The following is an 18,890-nucleotide window of genomic DNA, read 5'->3' on the forward strand; positions in this document are numbered from 1 at the left end:
CCTTTCCTCAGGCTTTGGTGTTTGCGGGCGGGTGCCGGTTGGCGCGGATTTTGATCAACGATCGTTTGAATGCGGTGAAGACAGTGAACCGCAGCGCCAGCAAAGCCATAGCGGCGAGGGCGAACCCACTTGCAAGAAGCGGGGAGGGAAAGGTCATGGGCGTATTCCTTCGTCGTCAATCAGGCATTCTTTTCCCGCCAAATGGCCATTGTCGTTCGCCAAATGGCCCGAGTAAGGCATAGCCCTTCTTTTTACATTGTGGTGCGTGCATTTAGCATTGCCACAAAGGACCAAAATTTAACGACAGTGCGGCGCGCGGCATCACGGCCCACGTGCAGGGACTTATGGCAGCCTCACTCAGCCGTGACTGGACCAGGCAAGCTTCGGCTCTATGTTGCCGCGGGGGGCGCCGACGAGGAGCGCGCCATGACAACACCTGCCGGACCCACTGCCGCCGAGCCTGTCATTACCCAGGCGATGATCGATGCCTATGACGAATACACGCACCTGACGCTCGACCGGCGGCGCTTCATGGAGCAATTGACCAGGCTTGCCGGATCGGGTGCGGCAGCTGCCGCGATCGCGCCGCTGCTGGCGGCGAACTCGGCCCAGGCGGCAATCGTGGCGGAAGACGATCCGCGGGTGAAAGGCGAGGACATCAGCTATCCGGGCAGCGGCGGCGAGATGAAGGGCTATCTGGTCAAGCCGGCGGACCAGACCGGCAAGCTCGGCACGGTCATCGTCGTGCATGAAAACCGGGGGCTCAACCCGCATATTCGCGATGTGGCGCGGCGCGTGGCGCTGGAAGGGTTCGTGGCGCTTGCGCCGGACTTCATGACACCGCTCGGCGGCACGCCGGACGATGAAAACAGGGCACGTGACCTGTTTTCCCAGCTCGATCCAGCACAGGTCGCCGCCAATGCCGTGGCAACGGTCGTCTACCTCAAAGGCTACAAGGACGGCAACGGCAAAGTCGGCGCCGTCGGCTTCTGCTGGGGCGGCGGCACGGTGAACATGCTGGCCGTCAACGCGCCGGACCTCGCCGCCGCCGTCGCCTATTACGGCATGCAGCCAAAGGCCGAGGACGTGCCGAAGATCAAGGCCGCGCTCATGCTGCATTATGCCGGGCTCGACACCCGCACCAATGCCGGCATCGATGCCTTCAAGAAGGCACTCGACGCGGCTCATGTCGAATACTCGGTCTATGTCTATGAAGGTGCCAACCATGCCTTCAACAACGACACGTCGGCGGCCCGCTACGACAAGAAGGCGGCTGACCTCGCCTGGGGCCGGACGATCGCTTTCCTCAAGGAGAAGCTGGCCTGATCAGGTGGGCGCCGGCGCCGGTTTGTGAAGGGCGACGCCGGCCACCACCAGCGCGATGCCGATGCAATCGGTGAGGCTCGGCACCTGCCGCAGCACAATGACGCCGATCAACGTCGCGGTGACCGGCAGCAAAGACAGCATCAGCGCGAAGCTGGAGCGCGGCAGCCGCGACATGGCAAGCTGGTCGCAAATATAGGGAATGACCGACGAGCAGATGCCGACGCCGACCGCCGCAAACAGCAGCGGCGGCGCCGAGAAAGCCGGCAGAGCATCGGCGAAACCGATCGGCAGAACGACGAGAAGGGCGACCGCCATGGCGGCACCCAGCCCGGCGATGCCATCGCCGGCGCCGCCGCGCGCGATACGGTGGCCGAGCACGATGTAGCCAACGAACAGCGTGCCGTTGAGGAAGGCCCAGAACAGGCCGACGAGATCGCTCGACCATTTGACGTCGATCAGCAACAGGGTGCCGGCGAGAGCGATTGCGAGGGCGGCGAGATTGCGCGGGCTTCTGAGGCCAACAAGCGCAACGCCGATGGTGCCGACGAATTCGATCGCCGCCACCAGCGAGATCGGCAGCCGGTCGAGCGCCAGGTAAAACGAGCAATTCATCACCCCAAGGCAGACGCCAAAAGCCACAAGCAACAACCGCGTCGAGCGGTCGGCGCGGGCGAAGACCGCCCATGGCCGGGTCAGCGGCGCAAAGACGAGTGCTGCGGTGGCGATGCGCAGCCACGCCATGCCGAGCACGCCGACATGCGGGAACAGCAGCACCGCCAAGGCCGGTCCGAGATAGTGGAACACGGCGCTGACGCCGAACCAGAGATGCGGCGGGACCGCGTTTGCCAAGGTAAAGGCGGGGCCGGCGAGTGCCGGACTTGCTGCGGGGGCTTGCGTCCGATCTTGCATGGGATCAGTATCGCAGGCGATTTTTGCCATTGATATGGATGATGGCCGGGCATTGCGGCCATTTCCTTTCTGAAAGCAAGGAGTATTCCGCTGAAACGCCTTCGAAATGAAAATAGCGATCTGGATCCGGCGGACCTGAAAATCCTGCGCCTGCTGGAAAAGGACGCGCGCACCAGCACCGCCGAACTGGCGCGGTCGGTCGGCCTGTCGGCGCCGAGCGTTGCCGAGCGCATCAAGCGGCTGCAGGAAAGCGGTGTGATCGAGGCCTATACGGTGCGTATCAATCCGGCCGCGCTCGGCATGAAGCTGTCGGCATGGCTGCGCATCAGGCCGGTGCCGGGCCAATTGGCCGTCGTGGCCGAGATCATCCGCGAGCTGCCGGAAATCGCCCAATGCGACAGGGTGACCGGCGAGGACTGTTTCATCGCTTTGGCGCATGTCGGCTCGGTGGCCGAGCTCGAACGGGTGATCGACCGCATCATCCCATTTGCGATGACCAACACGGCGATCATCCAGTCGTCGCCGGTCACAGCGCGCTCGCCGCTGGGGGCGGTGAAGCGCCAGCCTTGACGCTTGGGATCGTTCGCCAGCACATCATCAGAAATGCAAACCGGACGGCCGGTCTGTTTCTTCCCCACTGTTCAGGCGTGGCCGCGTTTCATCCGCGCCTGCTTCAGGATGGCGCGCCAGCGGATCATGGCGAAGGGGATCGGCTCGTTGTTGTTGGCGATGTGGAAGATCTCGTTGTTGAGGTTCTTCAGCGAGCGCCAGAAATCATAGTCGGTGATGCGTGGGTCAGCCGCCAGCCTGTCCGCTTCGACCTTGATATCGGTTTTCATGCACGTTCCCCGAACCGCTGCTGCTCCGCCGCCCGTATCGCAATTCGATGCGGATGGTTTTCCAACGCCGCGCTGAGTCGTTCAACGTCTCAATTCGGCTTGTTCACGTTAAAACCTCGGTAAGGTTAACGGCGGTTGGACCGTGGTTCAAGCCGGCTTACGACGAATACCGATCGAGCGGCCGGCGCGCTCCGGCATCGGCAGGGCGGCATGGGCGGCGCGCATCGCTTCCACCCTGGCCAGGACGTCGGCGGGGAAGGGCGCTACCTTCGGGCCAGCCATGTCGACATGCAGCGACAGCGTTTCGGATGTGGCGGCAAGCCAGCCGTCGCGATGCCGGATTTCCTGATAGGCCCTCAGCCGCTTCTCGTCATGGTCGAGGAGTTGGAACGAGACCGTGACCTTGTGGTCGAGATGCAACTCCTGGACGTAGCAGACATGCACTTCCGCGGTGTAGATGGTCAGCCGTCGTTCTTTCACATAATCCGGCCCCATCCCCATCATCTCGAATGCTTCGTCGGAGCAACGATCGAACAGCACGTTGTAATAGGCCATGTTGAGATGGCCGTTGTAGTCGATCCAGGCCTCCTCGATGTCCATGGCGCGAGAGACGAAAGGGGCGGGGATGGGCATCGGAAACTTCCTTCTCGTCATGCCGGGGTGAGCGTGGACTGGACAGAGCGTGCTTGGTGAGACTACGCATCCGTAGAAGCAGAACAAGGGTGGACGCTGGTCCATTCGCGGAGGAATCGATGGCTCTAAGCGACCTCAATCCGGTCGAGCGCAACGAAGAAGGCATTGCCGCCGTGCTCGGCATCCTCAAGCAGCGGCTCGGCGAGCGATTCCAGACCGGCCAGGCGATCCGCGCCCAGCACGCGCACACCACGACCTATATCCCGACGCAGGCGCCGGACGGTGTCGCCTTTGCCGAGACGACGGAGGAGGTGCAGGAGATCGTGCGCGCATGCGCGGCGCATCGCGTGCCGGTGATCGCCTTCGGCGTCGGCTCTTCGCTGGAAGGTCACACCAATGCGCCGGGCGGCGGCATCTCACTCGATACGTCACGCATGAACCGCATCACTGCGGTCAATCCGCAGGACCTCGACTGCATCGTCGAGCCCGGCGTGACGCGCGAGGACCTCAACCGGCACCTGCGCGACACCGGCCTGTTCTTTCCGATCGACCCGGGCGCCAACGCCTCGCTCGGCGGCATGGCGGCGACGCGTGCGTCGGGCACCAACGCGGTGCGCTACGGCACGATGCGCGAGAACGTCCTGTCGCTGACGGCGGTGATGGCCGACGGGGAAGCAGTGACGACCGGCAAGCGCGCCAAGAAAAGCTCGGCCGGCTATGATCTGACGCGGCTGCTGATCGGTTCGGAAGGCACGCTTGGCATCATCACACAGCTGACCTTGAAGCTGCAGGGCATTCCACAGGCGATTTCAGGCGGCGTTTGTCCGTTCCCCAGCCTCGAGGCGGCGTGCAACGCGGTGATCGCGACCATCCAGATGGGCATTCCGGTGGCGCGCATAGAATTGGTCAACGCACTGCAGATGCGGGCGATGAAGACCTATTCGAAGCTCGACTATCCGGAGAGTCCCTGCCTGTTCGTCGAATTCCACGGCAGCGATGCCAGCGTCGCCGAGCAGGCCGAGACCTTCGGCATGATCGCCGAGGAAAATGGCGGCGGTCCGTTCCTGTGGACCAGCGTCGCCGAAGAGCGAACGAAATTGTGGAAGGCCAGGCACGATGCCTACTGGTCGTCGCTGACACTGCGGCCGGGCGCCAAGGGCCTCTCGACCGATGTCTGCGTGCCGATCTCGCGCTTTGCCGAATGTGTCACGGAGACCGAGGCGGATATCGCGGAGATGGGGCTGATCGCGCCGATCGTCGGCCATGCCGGCGACGGCAATTTCCATGTGCTGGTGCTGATGGACGTGGACGACCCGAAGGAGATCGCATTGGCGGAAAAATTCGTGGCGCGGCTCAATATGCGCGCCATCGCCATGGACGGCACCTGCACCGGCGAGCATGGCATAGGGCAAGGCAAGATCGGCTTCCTGCGGCATGAGCTCGGCCATGGCGTCGACATCATGCGCACGATCAAGCAGGCGCTCGACCCGCTGAACATCATGAACCCGGGCAAGATATTGCCGGGAAAGGACTGACATCAGGCCGCTGCCGCGCCCCGATTTGCCTCTTTATCGACACGCTGATGCGGGTAGAGTGCCACTGACTTTACTATCAACTGTCTAGGAGTTCATGCTCGCACGCCTGTTCGTGATCTTTGGTGGGCTTCTCGTGCTGGTGCTGTGTGCGGCGCTGGTGGTGCCGTACTTTGTCGACTGGACAGGTTACCGTGCCGATTTCGAGCGCGAGGCCAGTGCCGTTCTGGGCCGCAAGGTGACCGTGCGAGGCGATGCGACGGCAAGGCTGTTGCCGTTCCCCTCGGTGACCTTTTCCAACGTCGCCGTTGCCGGTGGCCCCAACGGCCAGCCGGCGATGACCGTCGAAACCTTTTCGATGGATGCAGAACTCGCGCCATTCCTGCGCGGCGAGGTGCTGATCTTCGACATGCGCCTGGTGCGGCCGAAGGCGACGATCGACATCGCCGCCGACGGCACGGTCGACTGGACGATACGGCCGTCCTCGCCTTTCGATCCCGGCCAGATCTCCATCGAGAAGCTGACGGTGACGGAAGGACAGATCGCGCTCAGCCACGCCGCCGGCGGGCGCAGCCATCTTATTTCCGAGATCAACTCGACGATCTCGGCCAAGTCGCTGGCCGGCCCCTGGCGGCTGGACGGCTCGCTGTTGCTGGACGGGTTGCGGACCACGATCGCCGCTTCCACCGGCAAGACCGAACCGGACGGGCAAATGCGGCTCAGGCTCAAGGCCGATCCGGATGACTATCCGCTGGTCATCGAGACCGACGGCAATGTGGGCCTCGTCGAGGGCGCCGCGGTCTATTCGGGCCAGTTCAAGATATCGGGCGCAGACCGAACTGCGGCGCAGCTGCGCGGCACCGGCGGCGAGGCACTGAAAGTCAGCGCCGGCAAACCGGACCCGGGCTTCAGGCTGAACGGCAAGTTTTCGCTCGACCACCAGAAGCTCGGCGTCGACGAATTCCGCTTCGAGACGGGACCGCTCGACAATCCCTACACCGCCGACGGCAAGGCTGCGGTCGACCTTGGGCTGAAGCCGCATTTCTCGATCGAGGCCAATGGCGCGCAGGTGCAGTTCGACGAGGCCGTAGGGGCGGCGGCCGGCGCCGGATTGACGCTGTCCGAGCGGGTGGCGGCGCTGGAGCAGGCGCTGCTCGGTCTACCGAAGCCGACCATACCGGGTACGGTCGAGGTGAAACTGCCGGCCGTGGTTGCAGGCGACACCACGGTTCGCGACGTGCATCTGTCCGCCGAACCGGCCGAGGGCGGCTGGGCGGTAAAATCGCTGGCCGCCACGCTGCCCGGCCGCGCCAAGCTGGAAGCCAATGGCTTGGTCAGCGTCGAGGACCATTTCGGTTTCACCGGATCGCTGCTTCTGGCGGTGGCGCAGCCCTCCGGCTTCGCCGCATGGCTGTCGAAGGACGTCGACGAGGCGATCCGCCGCTTGCCGGCCGCCGGCTTCAAGGCCAAGGTGGATTTGAGCGAGAAGCACCAGGCCTTCAGCGATCTCGAACTCATCCTCGGCAAGGCGAAGTTCTCCGGCCGCATCGATTCCAGCCAGCCCGACGACACCCGTCCATCGGTGCTGATGCAACTGGAAGGTGGCGAACTCGATGTCGATGGGCTCGCCGCCTTCGCCTCGATCTTCGTCAGCGACAAGGGCGCCAACCGCTTTTCCGATCGCGACCTCGATTTCCAGATCAAGGCCGGGCCGGTCAGCGCCGGCGGGTTGACCGCCGATAGCGTCGATACTGCGCTTAGATTGCGCGAGGGGTTGCTTGAGATCGACCGACTGTCGGTCGGCGGACTTGCCGGCGCCTCGATCAGCGCTACCGGCCGGATCAAGGATTTCCCGGCGAGCCCGACCGGCAAGCTCGACGCCTCGGTGGTCGCCGTCGACCTCAAGCCGCTGATCGACGTCGCCGTCCGGCATTATCCGGATAATGCGGTGCTGAAGGGGCTGGCGGAGCGTGCTGCTGCCTATCCCGAGTTGTTCCAGGATGCGCGTATCGACGCGGTCACGAGTGCCGCAGACAATGGCGACGGTACGACCGGACTGGCAATGAGCGCACAGGGCAAGGCCGGTGGCTCGGCCTTTTCGGCGTCGTTGTCCGGCAAAGGGGCGCTCGACCGGCCTCTCGAAGCGCCGGTGACACTGACCTTCAACGCAAGGAATGCCGACGCCACCGCACTTCTGGCGCTTTACGGTCTGCCGGCACTGCCGCTCGGCATGCTCGGCGAGGCGACCACCGACGTCTCGGCCAAAGGCACGCTTGGCAGCGGCCTGGCGACACGCTTCAGCCTGGCCGGCAATGACTTCAAAGCTGGTTTCGACGGGACAATTGCCGACACGCCTCAAGGCGCGGCCGCCAAGGGCAAGGTCAGCCTTGAAACGGCCGACATCGAGCCATGGCTGATGACGACCGGCGTCGGCCTGCCCGGCATGGGCACCGGCATGTCGACGTCGCTTGCAGCCGATGCCGATTACGGCAATGGTCTCCTGGTGCTGAGCGGCCTCAGCGGCGCCGTCAACGAAGCGGCGGTTTCCGGTGACGTAAATATCGACATCAAAGAGGGGCTGCCGCATCTTGCCGGCGCGCTGTCGCTGGACGAGCTGGACCTCGATCCGATGGCGGTGATGCTGTTCGGTGACCAGGCCTTCCTTGTCAATGACAGGACCTGGCCGACAGCACCGTTCAGCCAGAAATCCAGTCTGCCATTTACCGCCGATCTCGATCTGACGGCGGCGTCGCTTGCCGCCGGCCCGCTTGCCACCGCCTATGACGCTGCGCTGTCGCTGCAGCTCGACCAGGAGGGCATCCGCGTTTCCGACCTCAAGGCAAAGTTCCTCGGCGGCGCGTTGAGTGGCCTGTTCGAGCTCAAGAACAATGACGGCACCGGGCTTTTCTCCGGTCAGATGAAACTCGCCGGCGCCGATCTGGCAGCCGTGCTGCCGGAGGCCGGCATCAGCGGAAGCGGCGAGTTCTCGACGGCGCTTTCGACCAGCGGCAAATCGGTCGACGCGATGGTTGCGGCGCTGTCCGGTTCCGGCACGGCAACGCTCAAGGGCATGACTATTGCCGGCTTCAATCCCGAAGCCTTTGGCGCATTCATCGCCAAGGCCGACGCGATAGGGCGCGATATCGACGCCTCGAAGACTGCCGGCTTTGTGCCGCAGATCGCCGCGGCGGGCAGTTTTCCGGCACAGGACACCGATATTGCCTTCACCATCGCCGGCGGCACGCTGAGGGCGCCGCCGGTCAAATTCGAAAGCCCGGGCGCGACGCTGTCCGCCGACATCACCGCCGATCTGAACACCAGCACCGTCGATGCCAAGGGCGAGATCGCTTACCGGCCCGGCGACGAGGCGCTGGTCGGCTCCGAACCGATTTTGAATTTCAGCGTCGACGGGCCGTTCGGCGCCACCAAGCGGCAGTTCGACAGCGAGCCGCTGGCACAGTTCCTGACCCAGCGTGCGCTGGAAAAGGAGCAGCAGCGGGTCGAAGCCATGCAAGCCGCACTGCTCGAGAAACAAAGGCTGCGGCGTGAGGTGCGCTACTACGCTGCACTGCAAACCGAGCGTGAAAGAGCGGCGGAGGAACTGCGCAGACAACAGGAAGCAGCGCGGCTGAAGGCCGAAGCCGAGGCTCAGGCCCAAGCCGAAGCCGAGGCGAGGGCGCAAGCTGAAGCCAAGGCGAAAGCTGAAGCGGACGCCAAGGCACAGGCGGATGCGGAGGCGAGGGCCCAGGCTGAGGCCAAAGCGAAAGCTGAAGCGGACGCCAAGGCAAAGGCCGAAGCTGAGGCGCAGGCCCAAGCCGAAGCGGAGGCCAGGGCGCAGGCTGAAGCCAAGGCGAAGGCGGATGCAGCGGCGAAGGCCGAAGCCGAGGCCAGGGCGAAAGCCGAGGCGGCTGCAAAGGCCGAAGCCAAAGCCAAGGCGGCGCAACAGGCTGCCGAGGAAGCAGCGCAGGCCGAAGAACAGCAACGCCAGAGGGCGGAAGAGGCGTTGCGGATCGCCTCGGAAGAGAAGGCAAGGCTCGACGCCGAACGCAAGGCCGCGGCGGAGCGAGCGGAACGGGCGCCACCGGCCGCAAATAACGTGCCACCGCCAGTGCAGCCCCCGCCAAAGCTCAAGTTCGATCCCTCGTCGATCGACGATCTGCTAAAATCGTTGAATGGCGGGTGACGGCGCATCCCTTATGTGTCGCGTCCAGCAAGCAAGCGCTTCAGCATCGGCTCGATCCGCCCGAGTTCGTCGAGATGAGCGGCCGACAGATCGGCGAGACTGTCGTCGGCGCGCTCGGTCAGCCGCAGCAGCACGCGGCGGTGGTCCTCCTCGTCGTGGTCCCTCGCGACGAGCCCGGCTTCGCAAAGACGGTTGACCAATTCCACTGCGCTGTGATGGCGGATGCGCAGGCGCTCCGCGAGGTCGCCAATGGTCACTGGCCCTCCGCCGGGGAACCCTTTGATTGCAAGCAGGGCCTGATGCTGGCGTGGTGTCAGGCCGGCTTCCTGCGCCTGGATCTGGCTGAATTCGAGAAAGCGGCGGATCAGGTAACGAAATTCGGACAGCCTCTGGTAGTCGGCCGGCCCGATCGTTGCGCCGCGCTTTTGTGGCTTCGAAGTGTCTGCCATCGATTCCTTTCCGACAAAGCCGCAAACGGGCCTTGAACATTTATATCGTGTTACGATACAGCGCACCAACATGGCTCGTGCCCGCCATCTTCGGTGGCACGGCCAGCGACCCATCCGCAAGTCGGCACGCCGCCAGAAAGCAAGGTTTGCAAATGAAGTCCGATCACGCCAACCCCGGCCATCTGCGCGATTTTACCACCGATGCCCGGGTGCTGCTCATTGCCGGCATAGCGGTGGTGGTTGCGACCGCGGGGTTGTTTGCCGGCATTGCCCTTTTGAAGCTGATCCGGCTTGCCACGAACATCGCCTATTTTGGCCAGTTCACGCTCGCCGACCTGAAACTGCAGGATACGCCGCTTGGCAGGCCGAAGAACGCGACCGCTCGGCTTTGCTGGGCTTCCGTATCCGGCGCAGGAAACAGGATAGCGTTGCCTGAAGGCTACAACTTGCCGCGCTTGGCCCAATCCAGCACATAGAGCCGGAGCGCCGAGGAGAGATTGGCATCCCGCGGGCGGCTCTCGTCGATTTCGGCGACAAGGGCGGCGAGCGTCAGTTTTCGCACGGCCGCGATGGCGCCCAGGTCGTCGTAAAAAGGCTTTTCGAGCGAATAGCTGGTGCGGTGGCCGCGAATGGTGACCGAGCGCTTTTCCACCGGGCTCACGAGACGATCCTACTCACACTTCAAGCATCGGATTTGTCCGAATCGCCCGAATTTTCGCGGCGATGGCCGGCGACGAATTTATCGGCCTTGTCGGCGATCAGGCGGTCGCGATCCCGGCTGGGTTTGGAACGGCCATGCAGCGCCCGGTTCTGTTCGGCCAGGCGCTCCTTCTCGGCTCGCGCCTTCTGCTTGCGTGCCTGACGGAGATTGACGATCTCGGCCATGTCACGCCGCCCGTCGGGTCACTTCTTGCGGAAGGCGTCAAGCGACACCACGTCGGCGCCCTTGGCGCCGGCGTCGGCCGCGGCAGGCTTCTTTTCCGCCTCGGCGGTTTTCTTCTTCGTCTCGGGCTTTTTCTCGGCGACGATGGCCAGCGGTTCGGGAGCAGGCTTGGCCTTTGTCTCCTGTTCCGCCGGGGTATCGGTCTTGACGTCGAATTCGAGCTCGAAGTTGACGGACGGGTCGTAAAAGCCGCGTACGGCCGAGAACGGGATTTCCAGTTTCTCCGGCACGTCGGAAAACGACAGCCCGACTTCGAAACCGGTGTCGCTCACCTTCAGGTCCCAATACTGGAACTGGATGACGATGGTCATCTGTTCGGGATAGCGCTCGCGCAGCCGCGACGACACGCGCACGCCCGGCGCGCCGGTGAGAAAGGTGATGAAGAAATGATGGTTGCCCGGGAGACCGGTGCGCGCGACCTCGGCCAGGACCTTGCGCATGACGCCGCGCAACGCCTCCTGGGCCAGAATGTCGTAGCGGATGTGGTCGTCGGCCATGTGGCTGTCGGGTTCCGTTGAATCGTCCTGATAGCTGTAATCAAGCTTGAGCGCGGCGTAAACCGGATATAGATCGCCGGCGTGCGGAAGCGAAGCCCATTGGCGACGATTTGATCGTCAAACGGCTTTGATCGTCAAGCGCTGGCGAGCGCGCCCTGTTTGCTTGCCCGGGCCATAGGCTGCCGCTTGCCGAAGGCGCGCAGGAAGGTGCGCACGCCATTTGTCGCCGACTGCACCACCTCGTCCTCGGTCGGTGTGCCGCCGAGCATGAACGTCGTCTGCAACTCGGCATTGGCAAGCGCCATGAACTGGCGCGCTGCGACATCGGGATCGTCGATGTCAAGGAAGCCGGCATGAGCGAGGCGGGCGAAGCGGGCGGCGATCGCCGGCCATGTCCTGCCCGGTCCTTCTTCGCGCCATTCGGCGAACAACTCGGGATAGCGCCCGCCCTCGGTCTGGATCAGCTTGCGCAAGAATTTGCCGTCGCGGTTGCAGATGCAGTTGTGGTTCATCCGCACAGCAAAGGCGATGAGGTCGGCCTCGAGATCCTTCGGCTGATCGGGAAAAGTGGAAATCGTAGCAAAGATGCCGGCATTGCAACGTTCGGTGAGGTCGCGGACGATGGCAACGAAGAGTTTTTCCTTGTCGCCGTGATGATTGTAGATGGTCTGGCGGGAGACGCCGGCCTCGGCGGCAATCATGTCGATATTGGCACCGGCAAAGCTTTCGCGGCAGAAGACCGAGGCGGCGGCATCGACAATCGACATGCGCTTGGCCTCGTGGCCTCGCGGCGGGAAAATGTCAGGAGAGACGTTGGCCTTCATGCAAAACTATATAGAGATGGTTGACGAATTAGACAAGCCTGTCTAAATTTGTGGACTTGCAAGAAGGGGGTTTCGTTCCGCAGAAGAGTCGGAACTCCACGGGATGGAACGTCCTAGGGTTACACGCCGGTCCTCGGCGGCAACCAGAATTCGAAAGAGCCTGCTATCATGAACGCCAAATTCCTCCGCATTGCGGTCGTGCTCGGCCTATTGTCCGCGATCGGCCCGTTTGCCATCGACATGTATCTTCCGGCCCTGCCGTCAATCGGCGAGGATCTGCATGCCAGCACTGCCGCGGTGCAGATGAGCCTGCTGATCTTCTTTCTTTCCATGGGCTTCGGCCAGATCGTCGTCGGACCAATCTCCGACATGGTCGGCCGCAAGCTGCCGCTCTACGGCGGCCTGGCGCTGTTCATGGTCGGCGGCGTCGGCTCGGCGCTGGCTCCCTCGATCGAATGGCTGATCGCCTTCCGTTTCCTGCAAGGGCTCGGCGCCAGCGCCGGCATGGCCGTGCCGCGTGCGATCGTGCGCGACCTGCATACCGGCACCGAGGCCGCCAAGCTGATGTCGCTGCTGATGCTGGTGTTTTCGGTGTCGCCGATCCTAGCGCCGCTGACCGGTAGCCAGATCATCGAGAATTTCGGCTGGCGCGCCGTGTTCTGGACGGTGACGGGCGCGGCCGTGCTCGCCACCATCCTGCTGGCGACCTCGCTCAAGGAGACACGGCCGGTCGAAGAGCGCGCCGGTTCGTCCTTCGGGACGGCACTTTCCGGCTACCGCTTCCTGATGGGCGACCGCAACTTCCTTGGCCTGACGGCCATCGCCGGCTTCGGCATTGCGAGCTTCTTCGTCTATCTGTCGAGCTCGTCCTTCATCCTGATCGATCATTACGGGCTGTCGCCTTCAGTCTACAGCGTGTTCTTCTCGATCAATGCGGTTGCCTTCATCGGCATGTCGCAGCTGACCGGGTTGCTGTCGGAGCGGTTCGGGCTGCAGCGCGTGGTGCGCGTCGCGGTGACAGGCTATGCGACGACGATGGTGGTGCTGTTCGCGGTGATGGCATCGGGTGTCGACCGGCTCGACGTGATGGCGGCGCTGCTGTTCATCGGCTACGGCTTTCTCGGCCTGGTCATCCCGACGACGTCGGTGCTGGCCATGGAAGAGCATGGCGAGATCGCCGGTACCGCGTCGGCGCTGATGGGCACGCTGCACTTCGCCATCGGGGCGGTCGCCATGGGCGTCGCCGGCGTGTTTTTCGACGGCACGCCGCTGCCGATGGTGGCGGGCATCACGCTCTGCGCGGCGATCTCCTTCACACTGGCCAAAATAACGCTCGGCCGCAGCCGGGACGTCGCGGAAGCGCCGGCGGAGTAAACTTCGCCTATCGAGACAAAAAGGCCGGGCGATGTTCCCGGCCTTTTCACGTTTGCGGTCCCGGTTCAAAGCAGCCTATGCCTATATGACGGGTTCAGGACATGCAGCTTCGACATCTCAAAACCTTCGTGGCCGTCGCCACCACCTTGAACATCACACGCGCCTCCGAGCGGGTTCATCTTGCCCAATCGAGCGTGTCCGAACAGATCCAGGCGCTGGAAAGCGATCTAGGCACGTCGCTGTTCGACAGATCACGGCGTGGCTTGAAGCTGACGGCGGCGGGACAACGCCTGCTGGACTACGCAAACGATCTCCTCGACCTCGCGGACGAAGCCCGTTCCGCAGTCGCCGACGCGAGCGGCACGGTTGCCGGTCGCCTGACGGTCGGCGGCCTGGAGACGCTTTGCTCGACACGCTTGCCAGCTCTGCTGGCGGAATTCCATCGGCGCCATCCCGATGTGGAACTGAACCTCAGGGCGGACGATAGCAGTGGGTTGCGTGCCGGCGTGACAAGCGGGGCGCTGGACGTATCTTTCCATTTCGGAGCCGTCCCGGCGGCGGCGCCGGAGCTGCGAAGCGAGCAAGTGGCAGTGGAAGAGCTCGTCACCATAATGCCGGCAAATCACCGGTTGGCCGGATATTCTGCCATAACGCCCGACGATCTGGCCGACGAGGCCTTCCTCGTCACCCAGCCCGGTTGCGTCTATAGGCGGATGTTCGACGAAACGTTTGCCGCAACATTGCCTGACCGTCCAAAACTCGTCGGCGAGTTCGCCAGCATGAGCGCGATACGGAGCCTTGTTGAAGGCGGTCTTGGATGCGCGCTGGTCCCGCGTCTCGTGGCTTCCGCGGCTGACGCCAATATTGTCGTGTTGCCTTGGGTCGGAAGCAGTCCGGTGACGCCGGTCACCATGGTATGGCGCCACCGGCGCATTCAAGCGCCGGTCTTGCGGCTGTTCCTCGCAATGGTCCGCGAAATCTGGCCATCACTAGACCAGCCGCTGGCCACCATCGACATGAAGCACGGTTCCGGTGATGAAGCCGTTGTGCATGAGGGACGTGATGGCTTGGGCAATGTCGGCTGCCTGGCCGATCCGGCCGACGAGCAGACGCTTTGCCATGGCGTCCAGCGCGGCTGTCTTTCCGCTGCCGACGACGGCATCCCAAATCGGCGTGTCGACCCAGCCCGGCGAGACGACGTTGACGCGGATCGGCGCCAGTTCGACGGCAAGCGCGTAGGCGAGTGAGCCAAGTGCCCCATTAACGGCTGCCACCACCGAGCCTTTCGCCGCCGGACGATAGGCGGCGATGCCCGAGGTCAGCGTGATCGATCCCCCGGGCGTCAGACGAGGCGCGCCATGCTTGGCAAGAAGAAGCGGCCCGACGACTTTGGAATCCATCACTTTCCGCGCCACCGAGATATCCATCTCGGGAAGCAACACATAGACGCCGGTAACGTCGGCGGCGGTCGAGACGATGTGGTCGAGCGTGCCGGCATCCTGGAACAGGCGCTGGACCTCGTCCTCGCTAGTGACGTCGGCTGCGATCGTCCTCAGCCTTTCCGGGTGAGGCACGCGCTGCCGTGCGGCCGACAACCGGTCCTCGGAGCGGCCGACGATCGTAACCTCGGCGCCGGCGGCAAGCTGCTGTTCGGCAAGCGACAGCCCCATACCGGAACTGCCGCCAACGATCAGGATGCGTTCGTGTTTTGGTGTGGTTTCCTGGTTCATCTTATCTCCATCAGATAGCTCGCCGGGGCCTGACTGATATGCGGCGAGAAACTGAGGCCTTGTCCCGCAAGGCATGAGAGAAGGGAAACGGGAAGATACGAATGCTGCCATCGGAGGTTCCGATGATGGGAGGCCCTTGGGCTTTCGCAAAACCGTCGCTTGCGGCGCTTCGCTACGACGCTGTCTCGGAGAGGACGAACCGCAGCTGCGTTTCGACGGGCGCCAAGGGCAGCGGCACCAGCTCGTAGCCTAGTTCCGTGTAAACGGCGACGAGTGCGTGAAAGGTGCGTTCAGCCTCGTCCATCGTTTGCTTGCGTTCGTTGTCCTGCCGAAAGATTTCCGGCCATGGCGGCGCGACGAAGACGCGCCTGGCATAGCGGAAGCGTCGGGCGGCATTCGTGGCGTGATCGGGAACCGGCACCCCGGTCAGGCGCAGATAGCCAAGAGTGTCCGGCACGCCGCGATCGAAGAAGACCAGGCCGGATTGCTCGCCCGCGATCCGGTAGGAGCGCAACTCCCAAGACAGCATCAACTCGGCGAACAGAGCCGCCAGGGCAGGGCCTTGCCGCCTATCGCCAATTCGTCGTGATGATGCTGCGCCCGGCTTCGCCCGAGGTGCGAGGCCTGCCACCTTAAGAGTCGATCAACGTTGTCTTGCCTGAGCCCGGACCGCCGGTCAGCACGAAAAACCGATTGGAATCGTTTCGCATTTCTGATCCATGGATTGGATGGGGAAGTATGAAGACAGGGGTTTTTTGGACCCGTCAGGGCACATGAAAGCCCGGCCGGCGGGGCCTGCTTCTGCATATGTCGAGAGGGAGAAATGGAGGTTTCTGTTGCCAGGTACCTCCGAACCCCGCCTAGAAGTGCGAACCACTAGGGCTTGAATTGAAGCTATCGCACCGCTTACGCGGCGAGACGTGCTTCCGCATAGTTGTCGTTGGCAACTATAAGTTTAGCCCGATAACGGTGGTACAATGCCGGGCAAAAGTACGATCTTTACACCTTCGTCGATCCTATTTCGCCCCCAGCAAAAGCCGCTCCTGAGCAGCGGTTTTTGGTGGAGGCGCCGGGTACCGCCCCCGGGTCCGAACGGCTTATTTCATCGCCTGTTTATCGCCATAGTCGGTCGAGCCGACGAGGCGAATATAGGGACTGACGGTGGAAAATGAAAGGCCGGAATGCCACTTTCGTCCGTGTCAAAGTGGATCATCAAGGGGTTGACTTGCAGCCGGTCTCAACCGAAGCTTTGTGGCGGTGAGGAGACCTAGCGCATACTTGCGGCAGCGCGCCACGATCCTCACTGACCGGATCCCGTGGCGCCGACGAGGGGAAATTCGATGGCCGATTATCTCGCAGACGTAAAGAAATATGATGCGGCGGCGGATGCCGACGCGGTCGCCAAGATCGTCAAGCATCTGGGCATCGCGCTCAGGAACCGCGATTCCTCGCTGGTGTCCTGCACCGACCCGGAGGAACTGAAGCGCGTCAGGAACAGCTGGGTCGCCGGCAAGCTCGGCGTCACCGACGGTGCCAAGGCGGATGCGGCTATCGAAAAGACCTGCAAGGCTATGGCGGCCGACAACAGCAAGAGCCGGGTGACATTCTATTACCTCGTCGCCAAGGATCTGGGCATGCTCGGCTCGCTCTGAGCAACCTCGCCGCCGGTGCTGGTGAGGCTTCTGCTGGAATCGTCTCGCTTTGCTGTGTTCGGCCGACGGTCATTCGGCTATGATGGCTGACAACCCGAATCGGACCGGAGCCGATGCGCCAGTATCTCGACCTTCTGAAGCATGTGCTGGAAAACGGCGCCGATCGCGGCGACCGCACCGGCACCGGAACGCGCTCGGTATTCGGCTACCAGATGCGCTTCGACCTGGCCCGCGGCTTTCCGGTCACCACCACCAAGAAGCTGCACCTGAAGTCGATTATCCACGAGCTTTTGTGGTTCCTGGCCGGCGACACCAACATCAAATATCTCAACGATCACGGCGTCTCGATCTGGGATGAGTGGGCCGACGAGAACGGCGATCTCGGCCCGGTCTATGGCAAACAATGGCGGTCGTGGCCGGACGGCCATGGCGGCGCCATCGACCAGATTGCGAATCTTCTGAAGGAGATACGCAAAAATCCTAATTCGCGGCGGCTGATCGTTTCGGCGTGGAACCCGGCCGAGGTGGAGGCCATGGCCTTGCCGCCCTGCCACTGCCTGTTCCAGTTCTATGTTTCGGAAGGCAAGCTTTCCTGCCAGCTCTACCAGCGTTCGGGCGATATCTTTCTCGGTGTGCCGTTCAACATCGCTTCCTATGCGTTGCTGACGCTGATGGTGGCGCAGGTGACCGGATTGAAACCCGGCGATTTCATCCACACGCTCGGCGACGCGCATCTTTACTCGAACCATTTCGAGCAGGCGCGCGAACAATTGCGGCGCACGCCCAAGGCGTTGCCGACGCTGTGGATCAATCCCGAGGTGAAGGATCTCTTTGCCTTCCGCTTCGAGGATTTCCGGCTCGAGAACTATTTCGCCGACGCGACGATCAAGGCGCCGATCGCGGTCTAGCACCATAGCTGACCGTGCATGTCGACATTGCCTACTGCGGCTGCGCCTTCGGGCGTTGTCAGCATCCATCTTGATTGGCCGACGTCGACTTGACGCGCAATCCCTGGTCGCTGATTTTCATGTGAATATTTCCTTCGGCCTCGGTACCGCTGTATCCAACGAAGATTATCGCAGGCCGGGAAAACCTCAGCTCAGAATGCCGTCGGCGGTAAAGAGCCTTTCCTTGTTATGTTCACATGGATATATCGATGGACGGCTTCGGGCGTTCTGAGACGAGGAGAGTTTCATGCTGGCGCGCAAAGGTTCGACGACGATTGCCATCGCGGGTCTCGCCGCCATGCTGATGGCCGCGGTGCCGGCGGCCCATGCCGATGACAAGGTGGTCGTGTTTGCCGCGGCGAGCCTGAAGGATGGGCTCGATGCCGTCAACAAGGCCTGCGAGGCCGATGTCGGCGAGGCGGCGACCATTTCCTACGCGGCGAGCTCGGCGCTGGCCAGGCAGATTGAAAGCGGCGCGCCGGCAGACCTGTTCATCTCGGCCGATCTCGACTGGATGAAATATCTTGCCGACAGGAAGCTGACCAAGCCCGGCACCGAAGTGAAATTGCTCGGTAACCAGATCGTGCTGGTTGCGCCGCGGGATTCCAAGGTTGAAACCAGGATCGAAACGGGTTTCGATCTTGCCGGGCTGGTCGGTAACGGCAAACTTGCCATGGGCGATGTCAAGGCAGTGCCAGCCGGCAAATACGGCAAGGCGGCGCTCGAATCGCTCGGTGTCTGGTCTTCGGTCGAAGGCAAGGTGGCGCAGGCCGAGAATGTCCGCGCCGCTCTAAAACTGGTATCGACCGGCGAGGCAGCACTCGGCATCGTCTACGCCACGGATGCGCATGCGGAGCCTGGCGTGAAGGTGGTCGGCACTTTCCCCGCGGGTACCCATCGGCCGATCATCTATCCAGTCGCCCAGCTTGCGGATTCGAAGAGCAGGGATACCCCGGCATTCCTGAAATGCCTGCAATCCGCCAAGGCTGGCGAACTCTTCAAGGCGCAAGGTTTTACAATCCTCGCGCCGAGCAACTGACGTACGGCACCGC

At 63.0% G+C, this 18,890-nt stretch carries 21 protein-coding genes, 1 other RNA gene and 2 pseudogenes; 11 read left to right on the forward strand and 13 right to left on the reverse strand.

Going from position 1 to position 18,890, the window contains the following annotated elements:
• Positions 1-7: 7 nt before the first annotated feature.
• Complete coding sequence (locus NKI52_RS20395; RefSeq protein ID WP_352636640.1) at positions 8-157, reverse strand: hypothetical protein; 150 nt, start codon at positions 155-157, stop codon at positions 8-10.
• 269 nt (positions 158-426) lie between these two features.
• Between NKI52_RS20395 and NKI52_RS20400 the strand changes: the two genes are divergently transcribed.
• Positions 427-1,326 (forward strand): dienelactone hydrolase family protein, encoded by a 900-nt coding sequence (locus NKI52_RS20400; RefSeq protein WP_352636641.1) that lies wholly within the window; start codon positions 427-429, stop codon positions 1,324-1,326.
• Here the strand turns inward: NKI52_RS20400 and NKI52_RS20405 are convergent, their stop codons facing one another.
• Positions 1,327-2,235 (reverse strand): EamA family transporter, encoded by a 909-nt coding sequence (locus tag NKI52_RS20405; protein ID WP_352699290.1) that lies wholly within the window; start codon positions 2,233-2,235, stop codon positions 1,327-1,329. It abuts the gene before it with no gap.
• 90 nt (positions 2,236-2,325) lie between these two features.
• Here NKI52_RS20405 and NKI52_RS20410 point away from each other — a divergent pair, with 90 nt between their 5' ends.
• Entirely contained in the window at positions 2,326-2,805 is a 480-nt protein-coding gene (locus tag NKI52_RS20410; RefSeq protein ID WP_352647432.1) for an Lrp/AsnC family transcriptional regulator, read from the forward strand.
• 71 nt (positions 2,806-2,876) lie between these two features.
• Here NKI52_RS20410 and NKI52_RS20415 read toward each other — a convergent pair whose 3' ends face one another.
• Both NKI52_RS20415 and NKI52_RS20420 read right to left on the reverse strand, forming a co-directional pair.
• Positions 2,877-3,074: a hypothetical protein gene (locus NKI52_RS20415; RefSeq protein ID WP_023676715.1), complete on the reverse strand. Its 198-nt coding sequence runs from the start codon at positions 3,072-3,074 to the stop codon at positions 2,877-2,879.
• Positions 3,075-3,221: 147 nt separating this feature from the next.
• On the reverse strand, positions 3,222-3,707 hold the full coding sequence (locus tag NKI52_RS20420; protein WP_352505630.1) for a thioesterase family protein: 486 nt from the start codon (positions 3,705-3,707) through the stop codon (positions 3,222-3,224).
• A 119-nt stretch (positions 3,708-3,826) separates the two neighbouring features.
• Between NKI52_RS20420 and NKI52_RS20425 the strand changes: the two genes are divergently transcribed.
• Both NKI52_RS20425 and NKI52_RS20430 read left to right on the forward strand, forming a co-directional pair.
• The gene (locus NKI52_RS20425; protein ID WP_352699292.1) at positions 3,827-5,242 is read left to right on the forward strand and encodes an FAD-binding oxidoreductase; all 1,416 of its coding nucleotides are present in this window, start codon (positions 3,827-3,829) and stop codon (positions 5,240-5,242) included.
• Between the two features lie 94 nt (positions 5,243-5,336).
• A complete protein-coding gene (locus NKI52_RS20430) occupies positions 5,337-9,422 on the forward strand; it encodes an AsmA family protein (protein ID WP_352699294.1) in 4,086 nt (1,361 codons plus the stop codon).
• Between the two features lie 11 nt (positions 9,423-9,433).
• Here NKI52_RS20430 and NKI52_RS20435 read toward each other — a convergent pair whose 3' ends face one another.
• The gene (locus NKI52_RS20435; protein ID WP_352622738.1) at positions 9,434-9,871 is read right to left on the reverse strand and encodes a MarR family winged helix-turn-helix transcriptional regulator; all 438 of its coding nucleotides are present in this window, start codon (positions 9,869-9,871) and stop codon (positions 9,434-9,436) included.
• 32 nt (positions 9,872-9,903) lie between these two features.
• On the opposite strand from NKI52_RS20435, the gene NKI52_RS32755 reads away from it, so the two are divergent.
• Positions 9,904-10,347 carry a hypothetical protein gene (locus tag NKI52_RS32755; protein ID WP_502897776.1) on the forward strand — a complete coding sequence of 148 codons (444 nt, stop codon included), beginning with the start codon at positions 9,904-9,906 and terminating at the stop codon, positions 10,345-10,347.
• Here NKI52_RS32755 and NKI52_RS20445 read toward each other — a convergent pair.
• The 4 genes from NKI52_RS20445 to NKI52_RS20460 all read right to left on the reverse strand — a co-directional run bounded on the left by NKI52_RS20445 (position 10,311) and on the right by NKI52_RS20460 (position 12,135).
• Positions 10,311-10,532 (reverse strand): ribbon-helix-helix domain-containing protein, encoded by a 222-nt coding sequence (locus NKI52_RS20445; protein WP_352456525.1) that lies wholly within the window; start codon positions 10,530-10,532, stop codon positions 10,311-10,313. The genes NKI52_RS32755 and NKI52_RS20445 overlap by 37 nt on opposite strands.
• 20 nt (positions 10,533-10,552) lie before the next feature.
• The gene (locus NKI52_RS20450; protein ID WP_023676708.1) at positions 10,553-10,756 is read right to left on the reverse strand and encodes a DUF4169 family protein; all 204 of its coding nucleotides are present in this window, start codon (positions 10,754-10,756) and stop codon (positions 10,553-10,555) included.
• An 18-nt stretch (positions 10,757-10,774) separates the two neighbouring features.
• A complete protein-coding gene (locus NKI52_RS20455) occupies positions 10,775-11,311 on the reverse strand; it encodes an SspB family protein (RefSeq protein WP_023676707.1) in 537 nt (178 codons plus the stop codon).
• 134 nt (positions 11,312-11,445) lie between these two features.
• Positions 11,446-12,135: a TetR/AcrR family transcriptional regulator gene (locus NKI52_RS20460; RefSeq protein WP_352456524.1), complete on the reverse strand. Its 690-nt coding sequence runs from the start codon at positions 12,133-12,135 to the stop codon at positions 11,446-11,448.
• 168 nt (positions 12,136-12,303) lie between these two features.
• Between NKI52_RS20460 and NKI52_RS20465 the strand changes: the two genes are divergently transcribed.
• The gene (locus NKI52_RS20465; protein WP_352456523.1) at positions 12,304-13,509 is read left to right on the forward strand and encodes a multidrug effflux MFS transporter; all 1,206 of its coding nucleotides are present in this window, start codon (positions 12,304-12,306) and stop codon (positions 13,507-13,509) included.
• A 101-nt stretch (positions 13,510-13,610) separates the two neighbouring features.
• Positions 13,611-13,736 (forward strand): annotated as a pseudogene (locus NKI52_RS20470) (LysR family transcriptional regulator); the annotation flags it as partial.
• A gap of 24 nt (positions 13,737-13,760) precedes the next feature.
• On the opposite strand, the gene NKI52_RS20475 reads toward NKI52_RS20470, so the two are convergent.
• Complete coding sequence (locus tag NKI52_RS20475; RefSeq protein ID WP_352699386.1) at positions 13,761-13,952, reverse strand: hypothetical protein; 192 nt, start codon at positions 13,950-13,952, stop codon at positions 13,761-13,763.
• On the opposite strand from NKI52_RS20475, the pseudogene NKI52_RS20480 reads away from it, so the two are divergent.
• A pseudogene (locus NKI52_RS20480) lies at positions 13,926-14,426 on the forward strand (LysR family transcriptional regulator substrate-binding protein); the annotation flags it as partial. The gene NKI52_RS20475 and the pseudogene NKI52_RS20480 overlap by 27 nt on opposite strands.
• Positions 14,427-14,498: 72 nt before the next feature.
• Here NKI52_RS20480 and NKI52_RS20485 read toward each other — a convergent pair.
• The 3 genes from NKI52_RS20485 to ssrA all read right to left on the reverse strand — a co-directional run bounded on the left by NKI52_RS20485 (position 14,499) and on the right by ssrA (position 16,417).
• Positions 14,499-15,239, reverse strand: coding sequence for an SDR family oxidoreductase (locus NKI52_RS20485; protein ID WP_352570448.1), 741 nt, complete (start codon positions 15,237-15,239; stop codon positions 14,499-14,501).
• A 172-nt stretch (positions 15,240-15,411) separates the two neighbouring features.
• On the reverse strand, positions 15,412-15,768 hold the full coding sequence (locus tag NKI52_RS20490) for an AAA family ATPase (protein ID WP_502896707.1): 357 nt from the start codon (positions 15,766-15,768) through the stop codon (positions 15,412-15,414).
• A gap of 293 nt (positions 15,769-16,061) precedes the next feature.
• Positions 16,062-16,417: a transfer-messenger RNA gene (gene ssrA, locus NKI52_RS20495) on the reverse strand.
• Positions 16,418-16,579: 162 nt separating this feature from the next.
• Between ssrA and NKI52_RS20500 the strand changes: the two genes are divergently transcribed.
• From NKI52_RS20500 to modA, 3 genes are all read left to right on the forward strand, one after another.
• Positions 16,580-16,891 (forward strand): DUF2853 family protein, encoded by a 312-nt coding sequence (locus tag NKI52_RS20500; RefSeq protein WP_023676702.1) that lies wholly within the window; start codon positions 16,580-16,582, stop codon positions 16,889-16,891.
• 113 nt (positions 16,892-17,004) lie between these two features.
• Entirely contained in the window at positions 17,005-17,799 is a 795-nt protein-coding gene (locus NKI52_RS20505; protein ID WP_023676701.1) for a thymidylate synthase, read from the forward strand.
• A 286-nt stretch (positions 17,800-18,085) separates the two neighbouring features.
• A complete protein-coding gene (modA, locus tag NKI52_RS20510) occupies positions 18,086-18,877 on the forward strand; it encodes a molybdate ABC transporter substrate-binding protein (protein ID WP_352699296.1) in 792 nt (263 codons plus the stop codon).
• Positions 18,878-18,890: the final 13 nt, after the last annotated feature.

Origin of the sequence: Mesorhizobium sp. M0590 (genome assembly GCF_040320905.1) — a bacterium.
Classification (GTDB): Bacteria; Pseudomonadota; Alphaproteobacteria; order Rhizobiales; family Rhizobiaceae; genus Mesorhizobium.

Bases quoted from the DNA above. Each gene is read 5' to 3' on its own strand.
- NKI52_RS20395 (WP_352636640.1), bottom strand. From the start codon at position 157: ATGACCTTTCCCTCCCCGCTTCTTGCAAGTGGGTTCGCCCTCGCCGCT.
- NKI52_RS20400 (WP_352636641.1), top strand. From the start codon at position 427: ATGACAACACCTGCCGGACCCACTGCCGCCGAGCCTGTCATTACCCAG.
- NKI52_RS20405 (WP_352699290.1), bottom strand. From the start codon at position 2,235: ATGCAAGATCGGACGCAAGCCCCCGCAGCAAGTCCGGCACTCGCCGGC.
- NKI52_RS20415 (WP_023676715.1), bottom strand. From the start codon at position 3,074: ATGAAAACCGATATCAAGGTCGAAGCGGACAGGCTGGCGGCTGACCCA.
- NKI52_RS20420 (WP_352505630.1), bottom strand. From the start codon at position 3,707: ATGCCCATCCCCGCCCCTTTCGTCTCTCGCGCCATGGACATCGAGGAG.
- NKI52_RS20425 (WP_352699292.1), top strand. From the start codon at position 3,827: ATGGCTCTAAGCGACCTCAATCCGGTCGAGCGCAACGAAGAAGGCATT.
- NKI52_RS20430 (WP_352699294.1), top strand. From the start codon at position 5,337: ATGCTCGCACGCCTGTTCGTGATCTTTGGTGGGCTTCTCGTGCTGGTG.
- NKI52_RS20435 (WP_352622738.1), bottom strand. From the start codon at position 9,871: ATGGCAGACACTTCGAAGCCACAAAAGCGCGGCGCAACGATCGGGCCG.
- NKI52_RS20450 (WP_023676708.1), bottom strand. From the start codon at position 10,756: ATGGCCGAGATCGTCAATCTCCGTCAGGCACGCAAGCAGAAGGCGCGA.
- NKI52_RS20455 (WP_023676707.1), bottom strand. From the start codon at position 11,311: ATGGCCGACGACCACATCCGCTACGACATTCTGGCCCAGGAGGCGTTG.
- NKI52_RS20460 (WP_352456524.1), bottom strand. From the start codon at position 12,135: ATGAAGGCCAACGTCTCTCCTGACATTTTCCCGCCGCGAGGCCACGAG.
- NKI52_RS20465 (WP_352456523.1), top strand. From the start codon at position 12,304: ATGAACGCCAAATTCCTCCGCATTGCGGTCGTGCTCGGCCTATTGTCC.
- NKI52_RS20475 (WP_352699386.1), bottom strand. From the start codon at position 13,952: ATGGAATTCCGCCAGCAGAGCTGGCAAGCGTGTCGAGCAAAGCGTCTC.
- NKI52_RS20485 (WP_352570448.1), bottom strand. From the start codon at position 15,239: ATGAACCAGGAAACCACACCAAAACACGAACGCATCCTGATCGTTGGC.
- NKI52_RS20490 (WP_502896707.1), bottom strand. From the start codon at position 15,768: ATGCTGTCTTGGGAGTTGCGCTCCTACCGGATCGCGGGCGAGCAATCC.
- NKI52_RS20500 (WP_023676702.1), top strand. From the start codon at position 16,580: ATGGCCGATTATCTCGCAGACGTAAAGAAATATGATGCGGCGGCGGAT.
- NKI52_RS20505 (WP_023676701.1), top strand. From the start codon at position 17,005: ATGCGCCAGTATCTCGACCTTCTGAAGCATGTGCTGGAAAACGGCGCC.
- modA (WP_352699296.1), top strand. From the start codon at position 18,086: ATGCTGGCGCGCAAAGGTTCGACGACGATTGCCATCGCGGGTCTCGCC.